General features: G+C 71.7%; 19 protein-coding genes. 9 read left to right on the top strand and 10 right to left on the bottom strand.

The features are described from left to right. The first annotated feature begins 99 nt into the window (after positions 1 to 99). The 3 genes from LCN96_RS41910 (at position 100) to glpK (ending at position 2985) form a co-directional block, all read left to right on the top strand. On the top strand, positions 100 to 546 hold the full coding sequence (locus LCN96_RS41910; RefSeq protein WP_225267961.1) for a GNAT family N-acetyltransferase: 447 nt from the start codon (positions 100 to 102) through the stop codon (positions 544 to 546). A 95-nt stretch (positions 547 to 641) separates the two neighbouring features. Further along, positions 642 to 1448 (top strand): MIP/aquaporin family protein, encoded by an 807-nt coding sequence (locus tag LCN96_RS41905; RefSeq protein ID WP_225267960.1) that lies wholly within the window; start codon positions 642 to 644, stop codon positions 1446 to 1448. A gap of 22 nt (positions 1449 to 1470) precedes the next feature. After that, positions 1471 to 2985: a glycerol kinase GlpK gene (glpK, locus tag LCN96_RS41900; RefSeq protein ID WP_225267959.1), complete on the top strand. Its 1515-nt coding sequence runs from the start codon at positions 1471 to 1473 to the stop codon at positions 2983 to 2985. Between the two features lie 121 nt (positions 2986 to 3106). Here glpK and LCN96_RS41895 read toward each other — a convergent pair whose 3' ends face one another. The 4 genes from LCN96_RS41895 to LCN96_RS41880 all read right to left on the bottom strand — a co-directional run bounded on the left by LCN96_RS41895 (position 3107) and on the right by LCN96_RS41880 (position 7926). Then, the gene (locus LCN96_RS41895) at positions 3107 to 3955 is read right to left on the bottom strand and encodes an ABC transporter permease (protein WP_225267958.1); all 849 of its coding nucleotides are present in this window, start codon (positions 3953 to 3955) and stop codon (positions 3107 to 3109) included. Continuing rightward, positions 3952 to 6852: an alpha/beta fold hydrolase gene (locus tag LCN96_RS41890; RefSeq protein WP_225267957.1), complete on the bottom strand. Its 2901-nt coding sequence runs from the start codon at positions 6850 to 6852 to the stop codon at positions 3952 to 3954. The genes LCN96_RS41895 and LCN96_RS41890 overlap by 4 nt, the downstream gene beginning before the upstream one ends. A 126-nt stretch (positions 6853 to 6978) precedes the next feature. Beyond that, on the bottom strand, positions 6979 to 7416 hold the full coding sequence (locus tag LCN96_RS41885) for a nuclear transport factor 2 family protein (RefSeq protein WP_225267956.1): 438 nt from the start codon (positions 7414 to 7416) through the stop codon (positions 6979 to 6981). Between the two features lie 102 nt (positions 7417 to 7518). Continuing rightward, positions 7519 to 7926 (bottom strand): PaaI family thioesterase, encoded by a 408-nt coding sequence (locus LCN96_RS41880; protein ID WP_225267955.1) that lies wholly within the window; start codon positions 7924 to 7926, stop codon positions 7519 to 7521. Between the two features lie 143 nt (positions 7927 to 8069). Here LCN96_RS41880 and LCN96_RS41875 point away from each other — a divergent pair, with 143 nt between their 5' ends. Next, a complete protein-coding gene (locus tag LCN96_RS41875) occupies positions 8070 to 9392 on the top strand; it encodes a cytochrome P450 (RefSeq protein ID WP_225267954.1) in 1323 nt (440 codons plus the stop codon). Between the two features lie 287 nt (positions 9393 to 9679). After that, complete coding sequence (locus LCN96_RS41870; RefSeq protein ID WP_225267953.1) at positions 9680 to 10867, top strand: hypothetical protein; 1188 nt, start codon at positions 9680 to 9682, stop codon at positions 10865 to 10867. A gap of 179 nt (positions 10868 to 11046) precedes the next feature. Here LCN96_RS41870 and LCN96_RS41865 read toward each other — a convergent pair whose 3' ends face one another. After that, complete coding sequence (locus LCN96_RS41865) at positions 11047 to 12078, bottom strand: copper resistance D family protein (protein ID WP_225267952.1); 1032 nt, start codon at positions 12076 to 12078, stop codon at positions 11047 to 11049. Continuing rightward, on the bottom strand, positions 12075 to 12821 hold the full coding sequence (locus LCN96_RS41860) for a copper resistance CopC family protein (RefSeq protein WP_225267951.1): 747 nt from the start codon (positions 12819 to 12821) through the stop codon (positions 12075 to 12077). The genes LCN96_RS41865 and LCN96_RS41860 overlap by 4 nt, the downstream gene beginning before the upstream one ends. Before the next feature lie 51 nt (positions 12822 to 12872). On the opposite strand from LCN96_RS41860, the gene LCN96_RS41855 reads away from it, so the two are divergent. Further along, the gene (locus LCN96_RS41855) at positions 12873 to 13643 is read left to right on the top strand and encodes a class I SAM-dependent methyltransferase (protein ID WP_225267950.1); all 771 of its coding nucleotides are present in this window, start codon (positions 12873 to 12875) and stop codon (positions 13641 to 13643) included. On the opposite strand, the gene LCN96_RS41850 is transcribed toward LCN96_RS41855, so the two are convergent. After that, entirely contained in the window at positions 13600 to 14589 is a 990-nt protein-coding gene (locus tag LCN96_RS41850; protein ID WP_225267949.1) for an AurF N-oxygenase family protein, read from the bottom strand. The two genes, LCN96_RS41855 and LCN96_RS41850, sit on opposite strands and share 44 nt — an antisense overlap. Positions 14590 to 14664: 75 nt before the next feature. Next, the gene (locus LCN96_RS41845) at positions 14665 to 15228 is read right to left on the bottom strand and encodes a TetR/AcrR family transcriptional regulator (RefSeq protein ID WP_225267948.1); all 564 of its coding nucleotides are present in this window, start codon (positions 15226 to 15228) and stop codon (positions 14665 to 14667) included. A gap of 327 nt (positions 15229 to 15555) precedes the next feature. Between LCN96_RS41845 and LCN96_RS41840 the strand changes: the two genes are divergently transcribed. Genes LCN96_RS41840 through LCN96_RS41830 form a run of 3 tightly spaced genes read left to right on the top strand, consistent with a single transcriptional unit; the run spans position 15556 to position 19243 of the window. Beyond that, on the top strand, positions 15556 to 16722 hold the full coding sequence (locus LCN96_RS41840; protein WP_225267947.1) for an acyl-CoA dehydrogenase family protein: 1167 nt from the start codon (positions 15556 to 15558) through the stop codon (positions 16720 to 16722). Further along, positions 16719 to 17741: an acyl-CoA dehydrogenase family protein gene (locus tag LCN96_RS41835; RefSeq protein ID WP_225267946.1), complete on the top strand. Its 1023-nt coding sequence runs from the start codon at positions 16719 to 16721 to the stop codon at positions 17739 to 17741. Before LCN96_RS41840 ends, LCN96_RS41835 begins: the two co-directional genes overlap by 4 nt. Continuing rightward, positions 17741 to 19243 (top strand): AMP-binding protein, encoded by a 1503-nt coding sequence (locus LCN96_RS41830; protein WP_225267945.1) that lies wholly within the window; start codon positions 17741 to 17743, stop codon positions 19241 to 19243. Before LCN96_RS41835 ends, LCN96_RS41830 begins: the two co-directional genes overlap by 1 nt. Here LCN96_RS41830 and LCN96_RS41825 read toward each other — a convergent pair. Continuing rightward, a complete protein-coding gene (locus LCN96_RS41825) occupies positions 19210 to 20325 on the bottom strand; it encodes a C45 family autoproteolytic acyltransferase/hydolase (protein ID WP_225267944.1) in 1116 nt (371 codons plus the stop codon). The two genes, LCN96_RS41830 and LCN96_RS41825, sit on opposite strands and share 34 nt — an antisense overlap. Positions 20326 to 20360: 35 nt before the next feature. Then, a complete protein-coding gene (locus tag LCN96_RS41820; protein WP_225267943.1) occupies positions 20361 to 21317 on the bottom strand; it encodes a helix-turn-helix transcriptional regulator in 957 nt (318 codons plus the stop codon). Between the last annotated feature and the right edge of the window lie 275 nt (positions 21318 to 21592).

Here is a 21592-nt window from a genome sequence, read left to right as displayed (position 1 = left end):
CCGACGACACCGATCTCGGCTGGGGCGAGTGGCGCGAGCCCGACGGCGACGCCTTCTACCTCGACAACCGTCCCCCTCACTGGGACTAGCAGCTCTTTCGTGTACGCGCTGCGCCCGGCCGTGCCCGCCGACTACGACGCCATCGCCGCCGTGATCGACGACTGGTGGGGCCGCCCGATCCAGGGCGCCCTGCCGAGGCTCTTCCTCGACCACTTCCACCGGACGAGCCTGATCGCCGAGGGGGCCTCCGGCGAGCCGGCGGGTTTCCTGATCGGGATCCTGTCTCCTTCGCTGCCGGATGAGGCGTACATCCACTTCGTCGGGGTCGCGCCAGGGGCGCGGCAGGGCGGGCTGGGGCGCCTGCTGTACGAGCGGTTCTTCGAGCTGGCCCGTGCCGACGGGCGGCGCGTCGTCAAGGCCATCACGGCGCCGGTCAACGCCGCTTCCCTCGCCTTCCATCGCCGGATGGGGTTCGAGACGAGCGAGCCGATACCCGGCTACAACGGGCCCGGCACGAGCCTGGTGACGTTCAGCCGTCCCTTGTAGGGTCGCTCGGTCACTTTCCGCAACCCTTGCAGCACGTTGCGTGTCCATTCTCCGGATCGGGGAATGGCACACAACGCCGCTACAAGGAGGTGACCGTGGCCGGAGGTCTCGCCCGCCGGGGGCTGACAGGGGAGCTCGTCGCCGAGTTCGCGGGCACGATGGTGCTCATCCTGTTCGGCGCCGGCGTGGTCGCCCAGGTGGTGGCGGCCCAGCTCGGCGATCACGACAGCATCGCCTGGGCGTGGGGCATCGGCGTGACGCTCGGCATCTACGTCGCCGGCCGCACCACGGGCGCGCACCTCAACCCCGCCGTCACGCTGGGCTTCGCCGTCTTCAGGGGCTTCCCCTGGCCCAAGGTCGTCCCGTACGTCCTCGCCCAGACCGCCGGAGCCTTCGTCGCCGCCCTCCTCGTGCGCTGGAACTACTCCGAGGTGCTGGCCATGGCCGACCCCGGCCACACCCTCAAGACGCAGATCGTCTTCTCCACCCTGCCCGGCAACGGCACCCTGCCGGTGGACATGTGGGGCGCGCTGCGCGACCAGATCCTCGGCACCGCGATCCTGCTCTTCGTCGTCTTCGCCCTGTCCGACACGGCCAACATGGCGCCGAGCGCGAACCTGGGGCCGTTCGTCATCGGCCTGCTCGTCGTCGGCATCGGCATGTCCTTCGGTACCGACGCCGGCTACGCCATCAATCCGGCGCGCGACTTCGGGCCGCGCCTGGCCAGCTTCCTCACCGGCTACGGCGGCGCGTGGCGCGACCAGTACGGGGACCTGTACTTCTGGGTCCCGATCGTCGGCCCGCTGGTCGGCGGCGCGCTCGGCGCCGGCCTGTACCAGGCGTGCATCGCCCGCTTCCTCCCGCAGGGCGAGGACCGCGACACCGTGAAGCCGTCCGACTGAGCACCTGAAGGAGCAGAGCACCATGCCGGACTTCGTCGGCGCCGTCGACCAGGGCACCACCAGCACCCGCTTCATGATCTTCGACCACGACGGTGCCGAGGTCGCCAAGTACCAGCTCGAACACGAGCAGATCCTGCCCAGGGCCGGCTGGGTCGAGCACAACCCGATCGAGATCTGGACCAGGACCGCCGCCGTCATCCAGACCACGCTGCAACGCACCGGCCTGCACGACACCGACCTGGCCGCCGTCGGCGTCACCAACCAGCGCGAGACCACGGTGGTGTGGAACCCGCGCACCGGCCGCCCGTACGGCAACGCCATCGTCTGGCAGGACACCCGCACCGACCGCATCGCCGCCGCGCTCGACCAGGACGAGCGCGGCCAGGTCATCCGCGACAGGACCGGCCTGCGGCCCGACGCCTACTTCTCCGGCGGCAAGATCCAGTGGATCCTCGAGAACGTGCCGGGCGTCCGCGAGGCCGCGGACCGCGGCGAGGCCGTCTTCGGCACCACCGACACCTGGACCCTGTGGAACCTCACCGGCGGCGTCAACGGCGGCGTGCACATCACCGACGTCACCAACGCCAGCCGCACCATGCTGATGGACCTCGACACGCTCGACTGGGACGAGGAGCTGCTGTCGTACTTCGGCATCCCCCGCGCCATGCTCCCCGAGATCCGCCCCTCCGCCGACCCCTCCGGCTACGGCGTCACCTTCCGGTACGGGCCCTTCGGCGGCGAGGTGCCGATCACCGCCACCCTCGGCGACCAGCAGGCCGCCACCGTCGGCCAGGTCTGCTTCTCGCCCGGCGAGGCCAAGAACACCTACGGCACCGGCAACTTCCTGCTGCTCAACACCGGCACCGACCGCGTACGCTCCCGGAGCGGGCTGCTCACCACCGTGGCCTACAAGTTCGGCGACCAGCCCGCCGTCTTCGCGCTGGAAGGCTCGATCGCGGTCACCGGCTCCGCCGTGCAGTGGCTGCGCGACCAGCTCCACCTCATCACCTCCGCGAGCCAGAGCGAGACACTGGCCCGGCAGGTGGCCGACTCCGGCGGCGTGTACTTCGTGCCCGCCTTCTCCGGCCTGTTCGCCCCGTACTGGCGCGCCGACGCCCGCGGCGCCATCGTCGGCCTGTCCCGCTTCAACAACGACGCCCACCTCGCCCGCGCCACCCTGGAGGCCATCTGCTTCCAGAGCCGCGACGTGGTCGAGGCCATGCAGCGCGACTCCGGGGTCGTGCTCGACGTGCTCCGGGTCGACGGCGGCGTCACCGCCAACGACCTGTGCATGCAGCTCCAGTCCGACATCCTCGGCGTGCCCGTCAGCCGCCCCACCGTCGCCGAGACCACCGCGCTCGGCGCCGCCTACGCCGCCGGGCTGGCCGTCGGCTACTGGAAGGACACCGCCGAGCTGCGTGCCCACTGGGCGGAGTCGCACCGGTGGAACCCGACGTGGGACGAGGAGCGGCGCGAGAAGGCGTACGCGGGCTGGAAGAAGGCCGTCACCAAGGCCCTCGACTGGACGGACGACTGACCCTCGCGAGGTGACGGCCCGCTGCGGCCTTCGCGCGAGGCTGCGGCCGGCTCGGCGCCGCGTGCGAGGCTTGTGGTTCGCGCCGGCCTTCCCGCCGGCCTTCGCGCCGGCCTTCGCGCCGCTAGCTCACGACGTCCTTGCGCCGGAACCGCCGGAACGCCACCGCGATCAGGATCGCCGCATACGTGATCGACACGGACGCCCCCCGCACCATCCCGCTCCAGTCCAGCTCCGGCACCAGCGCATCGGTCCAGGCGTTGTTCCAGAACGTCGGCAGGAACTCGCGCAGCACCCCGAGCGCCTCCACCGCCTGCAGAATCGTGCACACGATCCACAACCCGACCGCCCCGCCCACGGCGCCGAGCGGGGAGTCGGTCATGGTGGACAGGAGGAACGCCAGCGCGGCCACCACGAGCTGGCTGACCAGCGCGTACCCGATCACGATCCCGAAGCGCGGCAGCACGTCGAACGCCGGGATGGTCTCGCCCGTGCCGGGCACCGTGATGTCGTCCCAGCCGAACGCCAGCGTGCCCGCCAGCAGCCCCATCAACGGCAGGCAGATCACCGCCGCCGCCGAGTAGCCGAGCGCCACGATGAGCTTCTGCCGCAGCAGCCTGTCACGCGGGACCGGCGCCGCCAGCAGGTAGCGCAGTGACGACCAGTTCGCCTCGCTGGCCACCGTGTCGCCGCAGAACAGCGCTACCGCCACCACGAGCAGGAAACTGGCCGACACCGACAGGACGAAGGCGGCGAAGTTCAGCCCGCTCTGCGTCGCCAGATCCGACATGCGCAGCGCCGACTGCCCCTGCGAGCTGGACTGCGGCCCGATCTCGAACGCGATCACCAGCACCCACGGCAGGGCCAGCAGCAGGGCGAACATGCCCAGCGTGCGCCGCCGCTTGAACTGCCTGACGATCTCCACCCGCAACGGCAGCGTGCGGTTCGGCGCGTAGCCGGTCGCGGTGGTCATGACTTGTCTCCGATGAGGTCGAGGAACACGTCTTCCAGGCGCGGCCCGTGCCCGTTGGCGACGGTGACAGCCGAGCCGAGCAGCCGCGACACGGGACCGGCCGAGACCAGCCGCCCGCGCTGCATGACCACGACATGGCTGCAGGTCTGCTCCACCTCGGCCAGCATGTGGCTGGACACGATCACGGTACGGCCGTGGCGCGCGTACCGCTTGAGCACCTCCCGCATCTCCCTGATCTGGGGTGGGTCGAGCCCGTTCGTGGGCTCGTCCAGGACGAGCAGGTCCGGGAGCCCGAGCATGGCCTGCGCGATGGCCAGCCGCTGGCGCATGCCCTGCGAGTACGTACGCACCGCTCGTTCGAGCGCCTTGCCCAGGTTCGCGATCTCCAGCGCCTCGTCGAAGTGCGCGTCAGCCCTGGGGCGGCCTGTGGCGGCCCAGTACAGCTCGATGTTGTCGCGTCCGGACAGGTGCGGCAGGAAGCCCGGCCCCTCGACGAACGAGCCGAGCCTGGACAGGACGGGGGCGCCCGGGGTGACGCGCTCGCCGAAGATGCGGATCTCGCCGGCGTCCGGCTGGATGAGGCCCATCATCATCCGCATCGTCGTGGTCTTGCCCGCGCCGTTGGGACCGAGCAGGCCCAGGACCTGGCCGCGCTCGACCCGGAACGACAGGTCGTTGACGGCCAGCTCACCGTTCCGGTACGCCTTCGTCAGCCCGCTGATCTCCAGCGGCACCTCCGCCCCGCTGCCGGCGCCGTCTCCACCGCTCCCGGCTGCGGCATCGGCGCCCTCACTGCCGGCCGCCACACCGGTGCTGCCGCCCTCACCGCCGTCATCGGTGCCGTTGCCCATGGCGGCCGTGGCGGCGGCGTCGGGCGCCGCGCCGTTCACCGCAGCGACGGTGGTGTCAGCGACGGCGGGCGCCGAGCCGTTCACCTCAGCGGCGGCGGAGTCAGGTGCCGTGCCGTTCGCCGTAGCGACGGTGGCGTCAGTGGTGTCGGACGCCGAGCCACTGACGGTGGCGGTCCGGAGGCGGGAGCGCGTCGTGGTGCGCCCCGTCGCCAGCAGCACGCCGGCGATCACCACGGCGGCCAGCGGCATCGCCCACACCCACCAGGCCACCCCCGTGGGAGCGGCGGCCAGCGTGCCCACGGTGGGCAGGTTGACGGCGGGAGAGGCCAGCGTGACCTGGTACGCGGCGGGCTGGGCGGGCGTGGCGAACCCCATGTCGGTGGTGGTCACGACGAGCCGGAGCCGGTGCCCCGCGGCGAAGCGGTGATCGACGGCGGGCAGGCTGACCGTGGCCTCCGCGCTGCCAGCCTCCTCGGGGATCGTCACCCGGATGGGCGCCACCAGCCCGGCGGGCAGCGTGGGCAGCTGGGTGTCGTCGGCCACGTCGTACAGCTTGGCGAACAGCGTCGCCTCGCCCTCGCCCGTCACCCTGATCCTGACGGTGGGGCTGCCGGTGAGCTGCAGCGGGGCGCTCAGCGGCGCCGATTCGAAGGTGGCGCTCTGGCCCGGCATGTCGATCGAGACGCCGGCGCCGGAGCTCTGGCCGCCCAGCAGGCCGCCGATGCCCGGCACGGTCGAGATCGAGGCGGGGGAGCCGCCGGGCGGGTTGACGATGTTCTGCTCGGGGCCGTTCAGTGCGACGGCGGTGGTGCCGGTGCCCGCGAGGCCGGGGTAGGAGGCGGCCTCCGGGTGCAGGCGGATGCGCTGGCGGGTGCCGGGGTCGCGCCCGCCGTCACGCGTCACCGTGAACGCGCTCACCGGCGGCGCGGCCTCTCCGGAGCCCTCGCCCTTGAGGTAGCGCGCGAACCACGCGGCCGACTGGTCGAAGAGCCAGTCCACCTCGCCGTTGCCGCCGTCGTGCCCGCCGTCGAACCAGGCCAGGCTCACCGGGGTGCCCCCGGCGGCGATGGCCTTGGCGTTGGCGTCGGCGTGGCCGAGCGGGAAGAGCGAGTCGCGCTGGCCCTGGATGAGCAGGGTGGGGGCCTTGATCCGCCCAGCCACGGTGATCGGGCTGGACCGGCGCAGCAGCTCGACGGCCTCGGGCGTGGCTCGGCCGGTCTCGGCGACCTGCTGGTAGACGGCGCAGATCTCGGGCAGGAACCTGCCGCACCGCGCCTGCTCCTCCGTCAGCGGCCCGGCCGCCGCCTCCCTGCGGCCCAGCAGCGACGTGGCGTCCAGCGAGACGCCCTGGCCGAAGAAGATCCCGGCCCACATGCGCTTGAAGACGCCGCCCTCGGCGGCCTCGGCGTCGCCGGCCGGCGCGGAACCGCCCTCGCCGGCCAGGGCGGAACCGCCCTCGCCGGGCCCGGCGCCCGCATCGGCGGGCTGCGCGGCGGCGTTCGGGAAGAGCGCGTCGGCCAGGTCGGACCAGGTGATCTGCGGGACGATCGCGTCGACCCGCTGGTCGTGGGCCGCCGTCATGAGCGCGATGGCGCCGCCGTACGAGCCGCCCGCGATGCCCACGCGCGGGTCGCCGGCGGCGTCGAGCTGGACCTCGGGCCGCTTGGCCAGCCAGTCGATGAGCTGCTTGACGTCCTTGACCTCGTAGTCGGGCGAGTTGAGCGCGATCTGCCCGGTCGAGCGGCCGAAGCCGCGCGCCGACCAGGTCAGTACGGCGTAGCCCTGCTGGGCGAGGCGGACGGCCTGGTCGCGCATGCTCTGCTTGCTGCCGCCGAACCCGTGGGCGAGCAGCACGACAGGAGCCTTCCCGCCGTCAGGAGGCGGGAAGAACGTCGTATCGAGCTCGACCCGTTGGTCGTCGGCTGGTCCGTCGACGACGGTTATTCGCTGGTCCTGGCCCCGCACCTCCGGAGCCGACGGCCACACGAGCCACGTCGTCACCCCGATGAGGGCGAGTGCCGCAACCAGGGCGGCCACACGCTTCATGCGGCGAGCCTACTTTCCGCACCTGAGAGATCGCTGAGACGGTGTTCGTCCCGGCACCTGCTGAAAGGTGCTCGTCGAGGTGGAGCGGCGGATCGTGGCAGCGCCGGTGCCGGCTGGGGGCGCCGGTCATGGGGCCTGCTGGTCCGTCGCGGTGGTGTCGGACAGCGCCCTGGCCACGGCGAGGCTGTCCTCGTAGATGTGGTAGCGGGCGATCTGGCCGTCGGTGACCGTGAGGTGCAGGGCGAACGCCGAGGTGTAGGACCGGCCCGTGGCCGCCACGGTCTGGGCGAAGCTGCCGAGCACGACCGCGTCGTCGCCGTCGACCAGGATCCGCTCGATGGACGTGCTGTTCAGCTCCGGCACGTGATACGTCCGCAGGGCGCGGAAGAGGTCCGCCGCGTCGCTGCGGCTCGAACGGGGACGGATCCACGGCACCGACGGGTGACCCTCGGCGGGCCAGTTGTAGCGCCAGTCGCACTTCTCGGCGAACAACTCGGCGGCCCGCTCGGCGTCACCCTCACCGAGGCGGCGCAGCAGTTCCTGAACGGTGTCCAAAGTCGCCATGATTCACCCTTAAAGTCCGTCTTCGTGGTTGGTGCACTTGTAGTCTCCTCGAGTCGGTGCGGCTTGGCGATTACCTGACGGGTAAGGCGGGCGCCTACGCGATCAGCCCAGGATTGCGTAGACCGTGGTGGCGTGGGCGGCCGTGGCCGAGTCGCCCTCGGCCGTGAGCGTGATCTCGGTGAACGCCAGCGTGCGCCCCAGCTTCGTGATGCGTACGTCGAGCAGGACGTCCTTGCCCATCACCGGCCGCTGGAACGTCGTGGACTGCTGCACCGTGGTCATCGGCACGAACCCGCCCCGCGCCGACGACACGGCGAGCACCGTGGCGGTGTCGGCCGCCGCCATCATGGCCTGCCCGCACAGCCCGCCGCCCTCCCTGGCCAGGTCGTCGGACCAGGGGAGGCGGACGATCGCGTGACGATCGCCCACCTCCTCCACCCGGAGGCCGAGCTGCTTGATCCAGGGGGCGAAGTATTCCTGGAGAATCGCCTCTGCGTCTTCTGGAGTCACGCGCTCATCATGCACGCTGGACGAGGTGGTGGAGAGGCCCAGCATGGAGCCTGTGGACAAGCTGCCACGGCCCCGGATCCGGTTGTGGAGAACCGCCCCGGAGACGGGATGCGGGCCACGGATGCGGGAGACGGGAGAACGGCATGTCGGCGTCAGACGGTGGTCACACCTCGGCCCAGGCGACGGGCGCTGATCACCTCGCGGCACGGTCCGCGGTCGAGATCTTCACCCCCTCCACCTACGACACCGCCGTCCCCTACGACCTGTTCGCCCACCTCAGGCGGGAATCCCCCGTCTGCTGGATCCCCGAGCCCCCCATCGGCCCCTGGCGCGAGGGCCCAGGCTTCTGGGCGGTGTTCCGGCACGCCGACGTCAAGCACGTCCTCCGTACCCCCGAGGACTTCTCCTCCCACCTCGGCGCCACCCAGATCCGCGACCCCGACACCCCCGCCGACCTGCGCTTCGTCCAATCCCAGATGCTCAACATGGACCCACCGGCCCACTCCAGGCTGCGCAGGATCGTGGCGGCGGCGTTCACCCCGCGCGCCGTACGGGCGCTGGAGCGCACGATCGCGGAGCGGGCGGCGGCGCTGTTCGAGCAGGGCGAGTGCGACTTCGTGGAGGTGGCCGCCGATCTGCCCGTGTGGACGCTGGCCCACGTCATGGGCGTCCCCGCGCAGGACAAGCGGCTGCTGTACGACTGGGCGTCACGCGTGATCGGCTACCAGGACGACGACTACGCGCACCTGTCCACGGCGGACGTCGAGTCCCTCACCCCCATCGGCCGCCTGGCGCTGGCCGCCAGACCCGAGCTGGGACCGGGCGTCAACCCGCGCTCGCGGGCCGCGCTGTCCGACATGTTCGCCTACGCCCACGCCCTGGCGCGGACGCCCGTGGACGGCGAGTCCGTCATGGCGGCGATGCGCGAGGGCGGCCTGACCGAGGCCGAGTTCGAGAACATGTTCTTCCTCTTCGCCGTCGCCGGCAACGAGACCCTGCGCAACGGCATCCCCGGCGGCCTGCTCACTCTCCTGCAGCACCCCGCCGAGCTGGCCCGCCTGCGGGCCGACCCGGCCCTGCTGGACTCCGCGATCGAGGAGATGCTGCGTTACTGGCCCCCGGTCATGCACTTCAGGCGGACGGCCACGCGCGACCTGACCCTCGCCGGCCGGCCCGTCCGCGCGGGCGACAAGGTCGTGGTCTACCACGCCTCCGCCAACCGCGACCCGTCCGTCTTCGCCGACCCCGACCGCTTCGACCTCGCCCGCACCCCCAACGACCACGTCAGCTTCGGCTTCGGCCCGCACTTCTGCCTCGGCGCCCACCTGGCCCGCGCCCAGTTCCGCTCCCTCTTCAGGGAACTGCTCGCCTGGGACGTCGAGCTGTCCGGCAGCCCCCGCCGGCTCACCTCCAACTTCCAGAACGGGCTCAAGCACCTGCCGGTACGCCTGCGCCGCCGGAGCTGAAGCCGGAGGGCGTGTCCTACGATCACCCCGGCAGACCTCCGTGCGGTCCGACCACGACCTCGGCGACGTCGTCAGCGCGATCGCCGCCGCCGGCTTGCGCGTGACTTCCTGCACGAGCACGACCACACGCTCTTCCGCCGCGTCACCGGCCTGGTCGAGAAGGACGGCGCCCACCGCCTGCCGGAGGGCGCCGTGAGGATCCCGCCCATGCACCTCCCTGCGTGCCTCGGCCGAGTAGGGCACCGCGATCGGACCGTACGGGGCAGATGACCGTAAGATTCTCTGCCGTGAAGTCTCCAGCATCGTTCAAGAGGGCCGCCGCCTGGGCCCTGCCCTACTGGACTCGCGGCGAGGCGGGCCGCGAGACCCCGCAAGACCTGTTCAGGGTGCTCTATTTCGGCTGGCTGGCGGCGTTCACGCTCAAGGTGCTCGGCTCGGCCTGGGACGTCTCGTGGCACTTCAAGTGGCTGCGTGACGACCTGGCCCCGCCGCACCTGCTCAACTCCGCCGGCACGGCCATCGTCGTCGCCCTGACCATCATCCACGGCTACACGGGGTACGGCGTCGACAAGCTCGCGCTCAGGCTCATCCAGTGGGGCACCGGCGTCTTCCTCGTCGCGGTGCCGCTCGACCTGATCAACCACCGCGTCAACGGCCTCGACATCACCTCGTGGAGCCCGTCGCACATCCTGCTCTACGTTGGAACGTTCTTCATGATCGCGGGCGTGATCCGCGGCTGGTTCATGGGGGCGCGGCAGGGGCGGGAGCGGGTGGTCGTGCTCGGCGCCTTCTTCGCGTTCTTCCTGGAGAATATGCACTTCCCCGAGCAGCACCAGGAGTACGGCATCCTGTCGCTCGGCGCGTGGGACAACAACGCCACCTACGCCGAGCCGATCCTGCTGCAGTTCGCGGCCGACCAGATGGGGCGGCCGATCGATCGCACCATGATGGCCGGGTTCACGCTGCCCGTGCCCGACTTCCTCTACCCGGTGTACGCCGTGGTGGGGGTGCTGACGGTGCTGGTGGTGGCCCGGGCGATGGTCGGCAGGTTCGGCGCCGCCACGCTCGTCGCGGGCAGCTACGTGCTGTTCAGGACGCTGATCTGGCCGCTGCTCACCTTCACCGGCTTCCCGCCGTCGGCGGTGCCGTTCTTCATGGTCGTCGCCGGGGTGCTGGTGGACGTGGCGTTCCTGGTGCGGATGCCGGTCGTGCGGGCGGTGCTCGGGGCGGCCGGGGTGACGGCGGTCGCGTACGGCGCGCTGGTGGTGCAGAGCGCGGTCATGGGGCCCGTGTACAGCGCGATCACGGGACAGGAGGGGCTGCTGGGAGCGCCCCCGCTGGCCACGCCGTCCGCGGTGTGGGCGGGGCTGGGCCTGCTCGTCGCCTGGCTGGCCATCGAGTGGATCGCCGGCAAGCGCAGGCTCCAGCCGATCGAGGCCACGCCGCGCCCGGTGGTCGCGCCCGTCACACCGTAACGGGCCGGTGCCCGGCCGCCCGGCCCGCGTCAACCGCCGGTGCCCGGCCGCCTGGCCCGCGTCAACCACGTATGTACAAGACGGCCGGCCAACCGCATGCGCGGCGGTGCTGGTCGTGCGGGGCGGGGCGTGTCGGGCGGCGCAGGCGCACCGGAGGTCAGGTGAGGGAGCCGTGGTGCTCAGGCGATGGAGGCGCGGGTGATCGCCACCGCCACCCCGTACGCCAGCCCCATCACCCCCACCTCGGCCGCCGCCCACCCCACCAGGGCGGTGGCCCCGCCACGGCGGATGACCGGCAGCAGCCGGAAGCGGATGTGCGCGGCGAGCGGCACCAGCAGCGCGACCAGCGCCGTCTTGACCACCACCAGCACCCCGTAGTGGCTGGTCACGATGGCGTCAGGCAGCGTCACGCCGGGCGTGAGCGCCATCGTGCCCAGCCCCGTGACCAGCCCGGACAGCGCCACCAGCAGCAGGCACACGGTGGCCATCCGGGAGAACTTCGGCAGCACCACGGCCAGCAGGTCGCGGTGCGGCGCCACGAACACGGCCGTGGCCACCAGGCCGCCCGTCCACGCCGCCGCGCCCATGACGTGGATCTCCATCGAGATCATGATCGGGTCGTGCCAGATCGAGTTCACCGCATGCCCGGTGACGGGGATGGGCAGCAGCCCGAACAGCGCCACGATGATCCGCAGCTCGGCCGGCACCTTCTCGCCGAACCGCACCGCCATCAACCCGATGCCGGCCGCCGCCAGCGCGCACGCCGCGCTGAACAGCAGCCCCTGGCCCGTGCCGACACTCCCGATATATCCGGCGATCATGCCGAACGTCGGGACGGCGCCGGGGTTCAGCTCGGCGGTCTGGAAGACGATGGTGACCAGCGCGCAGATCGCCCACGCCCAGGCGGCCGTCACGGCCAGCGGGCGCACCCTGAGCAGGACGGGCTCCGTACGCTCCGGCGCCTTGAACCCGAGCAGCTTGGGCAGCAGGCTCAGCCCGACCACGGCCACGGCGGCCACGTCGAGCAGCACCCGCACGATCGGCAGCCCGACCGACACCACCGGGCCCGGCATGGGGATGCCCGGCACGGACTCCTGCGCGGTCAACGAACTGGCCGCCACGGCGGCGACGACCGCGCACACGCCGAACGCACCGGCCACCAACCGGCCGCCGACGCGCTCGCGGGCCAGGGGAGGAGCGACGGCGGTCACGCCCCCGCCCCCTCACCACGACCCGTCGCCGCACCATCGCCAGACGCGACCCGAGAGCCGGACGCGCCGTGTGGGCCGGACGCGCCGTGTGGGCCGGACGCGCCGTGCGGGCCGGACGCGCCGTGCGGGCCGGACGCGCCGTGCGGGCTGGATGCGGCGTTCGCGTCCGACACGGCGTTCGCACCGGACGCGGCGTCAGAGCCGGAGTCGGCGCGGCCGGCGGGGGCGGCGCGGCGCAGGGCGACCGCCGTGCCCGCGGCCAGCACCAGCAGCGCCCCCACGATCCACACCACGGCCATCCCGGCCCCACCGTTGGCCGCGGCCTCGGCCGCGTCGGCACTGGAACCACCCGCCGTGCCCCCGGCCGCCACCCCCGAAGCATCCGCCGCCAGCGTGAAGCTCACCTTCCCGGTGACCGGATGCCCATCGGCCGACAGGATGCGGTACCCCACCACGTACGCCCCCCCGGCAGGCAGCGGCTTGACCTTCACGGACACCCGCTCGGCCGCCACCACGGCACTCCCGTCGGCCCACGACGACCCGTCGGCCCCCGTCACGCCCACCTGCGCGTACCCCTGTCGCACCACCTGGTCGAACACCAGCGTCACCTGCGAGGGCGAGGCCGTAAGCGTGGCCCCGTCCTCCGGGTCGCTGCTGATCAGCACGTTGTGCGCCTGGGCCGGGGAGTACGTGACTCCCACGGTGACGAACGCGAGCAGCAGGACCGTGAGTAGCCGCCTCACAGATCAGAACCTTCCATAAAACACGTTGCGGACCCGTATATGGTCCCACCCATGGAAGACCTGTTCGGCGGCGCGGCACCCTATTACGCCAAGTACCGCACCACACCGGGCGAGCCGGCCATCGAGCACCTGGCCATGACGTTCGGCGACGGCAGCACCGTCCTGGATCTGGGCTGCGGCCCCGGCACGATCGCGATCCCGCTGAGCAGGCGGGTCCGTGAGGTGCTCGCGGTCGATCCCGACGAGGAGATGCTCGCCGAGGGCAGGCGCCTGGCCCCGCGCGCCGCGAACATCCGGTGGATCAGGGGCGACTCGACGAAGTTGCGCGAGCTGCCCGCGTTCGACCACGTCGTCATGGGCAGGTCGTTCCACTGGATGGACCGCCGCGCGGTGCTGACGGAGCTGGACGAGCTGCTGCCACCGCACGGTGTCGTGGCCCTCGTCGGCCCGCCCCGCGAGCCACGCGAGGAGCCCTGGGAGGCGGTCACCCGCCGGGTGCGCGACCAGTTCGGCGTGAACACCTTCAGCGCGTCCAGCTCCTTCCAGGCCACCGGCGAGCACCACGACGACGTGCTGGCCGCCTCCCCGTTCAACGTGCTCGACCGGGCGCACTACGAGCAGCTCCGGGTGTACGACCTGCAGTCGGTGATCGGCCTGCAGCTGTCGTACTCCTACTCGGCCCCGGCCCGCCTCGGCGACCGGCTGGCGGCCTTCGAACGGGAGGCCAGGCGGCAGCTGCTCGCGGCGAACCCGTCGGGCAGGTGGGAGCTGGAGACGGTCACCGAGGTGCTGACGGCGCGGCGTCCTCCCAGATCCCCATGACCTGCCAGATGCGCCGGGTGAGCGGGTTGATCAGGCCGAGCTCCGCGCACAGCTCGCGGGTCTTGCTCACCGAGTCGCGGATCTCCTGCTTGGCGGCGGGGTTGCGCAGGTAGACCTCGGCCACCACGCTCGCGGGGATCCTGAAGCGCCGGATCATCGGCCCGGGCGGCGCCAGCATGATGCGGGCCATGACGCCGAGGATGATCGGCGAGGCGATGCCCAGCAGCAGCCTGCGGTAGGCGGGCATGCGCGGCACCCGGTTGCGCAGGTAGTGCCGGGCGAAGGAGATGTGCCTGGCCTCCTCCGCGATGTGGATGCGCATGATCGTCTCCTCCAGCGGGTGGTGCACCCGGCCGTCCCGGAGGAGCCTGCGCTGCACGTGGTCGATCGGGTCCTCGCCGCCCAGCACGAACACGAAGAACAGCTCGGTCGAGATCAGCGGGATCCAGGGCGCCACCTGGGCGACCACCGACAGCGGCCCCGGCATGCCGCGGATGGGGAGCCCGGTCCGGTTCACGAACTCCTGGAACATCATCCCGTGATGCGCCTCTTCGGTGGTCTCGTGGTAGACGTACCGGAACTCGGGGGATCCGTTCGGCAGCCGGTAGGCGTAGTTGAGCAGCCCGCGCTTGAGCAGGTTCTCGAACTGCAGCCCGACCTTCATGGCGGTGGCGACCCGCCACAGGCCGATCCGGGCGCGCACCTCGGGGGAGCGGCTGAGGTACCAGGGGTGCCCGCCCAGCCGGTCCACCCCTGGCAGCTCCCAGCGCGGATCGGTCTGGTCCACCTGGAACTCGGGGTCGTCCCACGGGATGTCGCGGTACGGCTCCCAGTGCTTGTCCACCGACGCCTTCGAGAGGCGTTCGATGACCGCGCGGTACGCGTCGCGGCTCGCGACCCGCTCGTCGCGTTCCCTGGCGGCGGTAGAGCTCGGTGCGGATGTCATCGCGTGCACTCCTCTCCTCGCCCAGTAATTGTACGGAGAATCCAATAAGCCTGGGAAGGGTGAGGACCACAGCTTTCAGAGCTTGTCCGCGGGCACCCCCAGCTCGCTCGCCGCCGCCGAGCGGATCAGCACGTTGACCCGGCGCCGTGACAACACCTTGGGATGCGCGTGCGTCTGCACCGCCAGCCCGTCGATGAGCGCGAACAGCCGCCACGTCGTCGCGTCGGGATCGGCGCACTCGAACTCGCCGCAGGCCACGCCGGCCTCGATGATGCCGCGCATCAGCGTGCGGCCCCTGGCGTCGATCCGCCGCGAGGTCTCCTCCAGCTCCGCGCTGCGCATGGCCTCGGACCAGGCGTCGATCCACAGGCGCCAGCCCTCGGTCGGGATCGCGGGGGAGCAGAGCCGCAGCAGGGAGCGCAGGCGGTCGATCGGCGTGCCGGCCGACTCCTCGACGTCGGTCAGCGCGTTCAGATGCTGCCGGGCGGCGTAGCTGAAGGCCTGGGCGAACAGCCGCTCCTTGGTCTCGAAGTGGTAGAAGAGCAGCGCCTGACTGACTCCCGCGGCCCTGGCGATGTCCAGGGTCCTGGTGTGCCCGAATCCCTGCTCCGCGATCACCTCGCAGGCCGTTTTCAGCAAATCCTCGCGCCGTAATCGGCTGAAACCTGTTGTCACAGCGAGTAACTCTAACTTCTGATCATTAGTATTTATAGGACAAACCGGGCGTGATCTGTTCTGGTATGAGGAACCCGGGTACCGTCCGGGTTTCCCGTTCACCGACAGTCACGTTGATCATGGTAACCACGTATTCCAGAACGTGCTTCGGCCGGGGTCCTACAAACCCGCCTCAGTGACCCCTTACCGGCATCTGCCGGGCGAAACGGACGCGGTTGTCCCAGAGCAATGCTCTGTACGTCCCCGGACGGGCTGACTAGAGTAAGTGAGCACTGATGCCGAGGAGTCGATGTGAACCTTGCTGAGTATCGGCGTGCGGCCGGCGAGTGGCTGCGGGAGAACGCTCCGACCGACGACTACCCGGAGGCCGACGGGATCACCCGGGCCAAGGAGTTCATGGCCAAGCTCTACGACGCCGGATATTCCGGCATCACCTGGCCGAAACAGTGGGGCGGCCAGGGCCTGACCCAGGCGGAGGACCGCGTGTTCGCCGAGGAGGCCCGCGACTACACCCTGCCCACCTACATCTTCTCGATCGGCCTGGGCATGACCGGGCCCACCCTCGTCGACCGGGGCACCGACGCCCAGCGCGAGCGCTTCGTGCGCCCGCTGCTGCGCGGCGAGGAGGTCTGGTGCCAGCTCTTCTCCGAGCCGGGCGCCGGCAGCGACGTGGCCAGCCTGCAGACCAAGGCCGAACGCGACGGCGACCACTGGATCGTCAACGGCCAGAAGGTGTGGACCTCGGTCGCCCACTACGCCGACTGGGGGCTGCTGCTCGCCCGTACGGACGTGAACGTGCCCAAGCACAAGGGCCTGACCATGTTCGTCATCGACATGCACCACCCCGGCGTGACCGTCAGGCCGCTGAAGGACATGTCCGGCAGGGCCAACTTCAACGAGATCTTCTTCGACAACGTCCCCATCCCGGACGAGCACCGCGTCGGCGAGGTCGACGACGGCTGGAGCGTGGCCGTCACGACGCTGCTGCACGAGCGGTTGTCGATCTCGGCGGGCGTCGGCATGGGCGGGCAGAAGGACAACCCGGCCTCGCTGTCGGCGCTGCGCCAGGCCCTCGACACCAGCGACCCGCTGGTCCGCGACGAGCTGGTCGAGCTGCACATCCGCAGCCGCGCGCTGGCGCTGTTCAACCAGCGGCTGGCCCAGGAGACCAAGGCCGGCGTCTTCCCCGGCGCACGCGGCAGCGCCGCCAAACTGCTGCTGGCCGAGCTGACCCTGTTCCAGGCCGACCTGGCCACGCGGCTGGTCGGGCCCGAGGCCGCGCTGGCCGACCACCCGCTCGCCCGCGCGATCTCGATGGCCCCGGGCATGGCGCTGGGCGGCGGCACGAACGAGATCATGCGCAACATCGTCGGCGACCGCGTGCTGGGTCTCCCGCCGGAGCCGCGAGTGGACAAGAATGTGCCGTTCAAGGACCTGAAGGTGGGGACGCAGGCGTGAAGCTCGTACTCAGTCAGGAACAGCAGGAGCTGCGCTCGGCCGTGCGCGACTTCCTGCGCACCGCCTCGCCGCTGCCCAAGGTCCGCGACGGCTACGACCCGCAGGTGTACGCCCGCCTCAACGGCGAGCTGGGCCTGTCGGGGCTGGTCGTGCCCGAGGAGTACGGCGGCGCGGGCGCCGGCATGGCGGAGCTGGCCGTCGCGCTGGAGGAGACGGGCGCGGCGCTGCTGCCGGGACCGTTCCTGGCCACCGCGTTCGCGGCGCTGGGGCTGACCCAGGTGCCCGACAAGGAGCTGCAGAGCGGCATCGCCGAAGGCCGGATCGCGGCCACGCTCGACCACACCGAGCTGGCGTACGACGGCGGCAAGGCGAGCGGCACGCTCGCGCAGGTGCTCTCCGGCGGCGACGCCGACGTGCTGGTGGCGCCCGCCCGCGACGGCGGCGACCTCGTCATGGTGGTCGTCGAGCTGGCCGGGCCCGGCGTCACCCGTACCGCGCTGGAGCCGCTCGACCTCACCCGCGGCCAGGCCAGGATCGTGCTGGACGGCGCGCCCGCCCGCGTGCTCGGCCCGGCGCCGGAGACCGGAGTCTTCGACCGGCTGTGCGTGGCGCTGGCGGCCGAGCAGCTCGGCGTGATGCGGGCGGCGCTCGACGCCATCGTGGCCTACGCCAAGATCCGGGTGGCGTTCGGCCGCTACATCGGCTCCTACCAGGGCGTCAAGCACAAGCTGGCCGACATGCACTGCAAGCTGGAGCAGGCCGAGTCCATCGTCAGGTACGCCGCCTGGGCCGCCGACGAGTCGCCCGACGAGCTGCCGGGAGCCGCCGCGCTGGCCCAGGCCTACGTCGGCCGCGCCTGCTTCGAGGTCGCCCGCGACCACCTGCTGCTGCACGGCGGCATCGGCTACACCTGGGAGCACGACGCTCATCTGTTCTACAAGCGGGCCAAGGCGGACGAGGTGCTGCTGGGCCCGCCCCGGATCCACCGCGCCCGTCTCGGACAACTGCTGGAGCTGTAATGGACGTCAGCCGGCTACCGGGTTTCTACGCCATCGCCGCCGCCGACCCCGGCCGCCTCGCGGTGATCGACACCGACGACACCCGTGTCACCTACGGCGACCTGCTCGCCCGCGTCAACCAGGTGTCCCACGGGCTGCGCGCCCGCGGGCTCGGCACCGGCGACGTGGTGGCGGGCGTGCTGCCCAACGGCGTGGACGCGCTGATCATGGTCATGGCGACCGGGCAGATCGGCCTGTACTACGTCCCGATCAACTGGCATCTCACCGAGTCGGAGATCGCGTACATCCTGGGCGACTGCGACGCCAAGGTCGTCGTCACCGAGCCCGGCCAGGCCGTGCCCGGCGCGGAGACCGGCACGGCCGGGCTGGCCGAGGGGCAGCCGACGGACGCGCCCGCCGACCGGACCTCCGGGGCCGTCATGTGGTACACCTCCGGCACCACCGGCTTCCCCAAAGGCGTGCAGCGCAAGCTGCCGGGTGCCGAGCCCGAGGCCATCGTCGCCCTGTACATGTGGTTCTTCGGCGAGGTGGTGGACCTGCGGCCGGGCGACGGGGTGCACCTGGTGACCTCGCCGATGTACCACTCCGCGCCCTGCGCGCACGCCCAGTTCGCGCTGCACCTGGGGCACACCGTGGTGATCACGCCGCGGTTCGACCCGGTGAACATCCTGGAGCTCATCGAGCGGCACCGGGTGTCGAACGCGATGATGGTGCCGACCATGTTCCACCGGATGCTGCAGCTCCCGGCGGACGTCCGGGCCAAGTACGACGTGTCGAGCCTGCGCCAGGTCATCCACACCGCCGCCGCCTGCCCCGTCTCGGTCAAGCAGCAGATCATGGACTGGTGGGGGCCGGTGCTGTACGAGTACTACGGCTCGACCGAGTCCACGATCGCCTTCTCCGTCAAACCGCACGACTGGCTGGCCAGGCCGGGCACCGTGGGCCGGCCCGCGCCCACGTTCGAGGCCAAGATCCTCGACGACGCCGGCGAGGAGCTGCCGCCGGGCGAGCCCGGCATGATCTACGTCAAGACCAGCATGGGCTCCTTCGAGTACCGCAAGGACCCGGCGAAGACGGCCGCCAGCAAGCGAGGGGAGTGGTACGCCCCCGGCGACATCGGCTACCTCGACGAGGACGGCTACCTGTTCCTGTGTGACCGCCGCACCGACCTGATCGTCTCCGGCGGGGTGAACATCTACCCCGCCGAGATCGAGGCCGCGCTCCTGGAGCACCCCGCGGTGGCCGACGTGGCCGTCATCGGGGTGCCCGACGAGGAGTGGGGGCACAACGTGGTCGCCCTCGTGCAGCCGGCCGAGGGCATCGAGGCGGGCCCCGAGCTGACGGCCGAGCTGATGGAGCACTGCGGGCCGCGCATCGCCAGGTTCAAGCACCCGAAGGTGATCGAGTACCGCGAGGTGCTCCCGCGTACCCCCACCGGCAAGCTGTCGCGCTCGAAGGTGCGCGCCGACTACCTCGCCGGGAACACCAGCTCCTCGCTGTAACGCCCGCCTTCGCCCAGGTAGAAGCGGGTGGACAGGGTACGGTCGGCGGTGTCGAAGATCGTGCTCCAGAGCGTGCGGAACGGCACGGCGGCCTCCTCGGGCTGCGCCACGGCGCGCAGGCTCTCGCGGAGGTCGCCGGCCGACATGGTGACGCCCTTGCTGCGCTCGTACAGCGTGCGCAGCCTGCTGTAGGAGGCGAAGCTCGACTCGGTGTCCGCCGGCAGGTTCATCGGGTCGGGGTGGCGGTGCAGCAGGTGGTTGGTGACGCACAGCGGGCCGTCGCCGAACTCGACGATGTGCTCGCCGCCGTCCCTGCCGTGCTCCCACACGAACGCCTGCCCGTGCGCGTCGGCGACCAGGTAGTGCAGCGGCATGCCGTGGTCGTACTGCTTGGCGCCCAGCAGCGCCTGCTTGGCCTGGTCCACGTTCTCGCAGGTGTCGATCAGGAAGCGGGGCAGCTGCACGCTGTTCACCCCGACCTGCGGCGCGAAGCCCTCCGGCGGCTCGGCGCTCTCGAAGTCGGCGACCAGCAGCATGACGGCCAGGCCCGCCGCGTTGATGCCGTCCATGCAGCCGTCGAGCGCCGACATCGTGAGCACCGTGGAGGAGAGCCCCTCGTCCGGGATCGTGGTGATCACGTAGGGGCGGGAGGCCATGGGCAGCTCGCCCGGCCGGGGCTCGCCGCCCATGATCTCGCTGGTGGTCGTCGGGAAGAAGTCGTAGTTACGGCCCACCCGGCCGTGGCCGTCCGTGGCCGCCGACGGCGGGATCCACAGGGCCGAGCAGCCGTAGCCCTGTGGCACGTACCCCTGGTCGTCCAGGACCAGGTCGTCCTGGTCGGGGTCGAGGCCGAGCACCGCCGCCGCGCCGTCCATGCGGGCGTGGTGCTGCGGCCAGTGGCGCTCGAACCAGGTCCGGCGCGCCCGGCCCACCACCGGGTCGATCGCCACCGGGGACCAGCCGAGCCGGCGGGCCTCCTGCGCGACGGCCTGGCCGATCTCGTACTGGCTGCCGGTGAGCGTGAGGTGCGTGACGAGCTGGAAGTCGTCCTTGCCGCCCGCGACCTGCGTCATGTTCTTCATGGACGTGAGCCTCGCGCGGCCCGCTGACCGGGGCCTTACCGGCCGCTGACCGCCCGGCGGTAGCGCTCTGACAGCCGCAGCACGTGCTCGGCCAGCTCCGGCGGATCGAGCACCTCGAAGTCCACGCCGATGAACCCGATCCACACCGCCATCCCGCTGACGTCGTCGCCGCCCAGCTTGAGCAGGCAGGTGCCCGCGTCCACCGGCTCGACCTCCAGGCCCAGGGGCAGCTCCCGCATGCGCTCGGCGGGCGCGTGCAGCAGCACCGTCGCCCGGTAGCGCCACATGGCCGTGTTCAGCCCCTTCTCCACGTACGCCGCCAGGTCGCCGTCGCCCGGCAGCTCGCGCGGCGTGAAGCGCGGGCCCGACGGCGTGCGCAGGCGCACCCGGTCCACCCTGAACGTGCGCCAGCCGTCGCGGTCCACGTCATAGCCGACGAGGTACCAGCGGCCACGCCGGTGCACCAGGCGGTGCGGCTCGACGTTGCGCACGGTGGCCTCGCCCTCGTGGCCGGTGTAGTCGAAGCGCAGGCCCTCGTGGTCGCGGGCCGCGTTCGCGATCGTGGTCAGCGTCTCCGGCGCCACGGACGGCGCGTTGCCCGGGATCTGCACCGTGTAGGCGTTGAGCGCGCTCACCCGCCGCCGCAACCGGGACGGCAGCACCTGCTCCAGCTTGGCCAGGGCGCGCACCGAGGTCTCCTCGATGCCCTCGACGCCGCCCCCCGCCGCCCGGCCCAGCCCGACGGCCACCGCCACGGCCTCCTCGTCGTCGAGCAGCAGCGGTGGCAGCGCCGCCCCCGCGCCCAGCCGGTAGCCGCCCGCCACGCCGGGGGTGGCGTGCACCGGGTAGCCGAGCGAGCGCAGGCGCTCGACGTCGTTGCGGATCGTCCTGGTCGAGACGCCGAGCCGGCTCGACAGCTCGGGCCCCGACCAGTCGCGATGCGCCTGGAGGAGGGACAGGAGCTTGAGCAGGCGGGCCGAGGTTTCCAGCATGCGCACCAGTGTGCCCGCTAATGCGGCAAGGGCGCTTCCGTGTTCACGACCGGCTTGCCCAGGAAGTGGCCCTCCTCGCTGCGGCGATGCGCGTCCGCGAGCGTCGGGCGCCGCGACCACCGTCTCCAGCCCGGCCACGGCCTGCCCGGCGTAGGCGCCACCGCCGGGCAGCAGCGCGGCCACCCGGGTGCCCCGCACGAACGGCGGCCGGGCGGGGAACCAGTCACGCCCCCACCCGGCACGCGGTTGCGCGTCGACGGACCTCACGTCCACCA

Origin of the sequence: Nonomuraea gerenzanensis (genome assembly GCF_020215645.1) — a bacterium.
GTDB classification, from domain to species: Bacteria; Actinomycetota; Actinomycetes; order Streptosporangiales; family Streptosporangiaceae; genus Nonomuraea; species Nonomuraea gerenzanensis.
The sequence above is the reverse complement of the archived record's forward strand: the minus strand, read 5'-3'. Positions and strand labels throughout refer to the sequence as shown.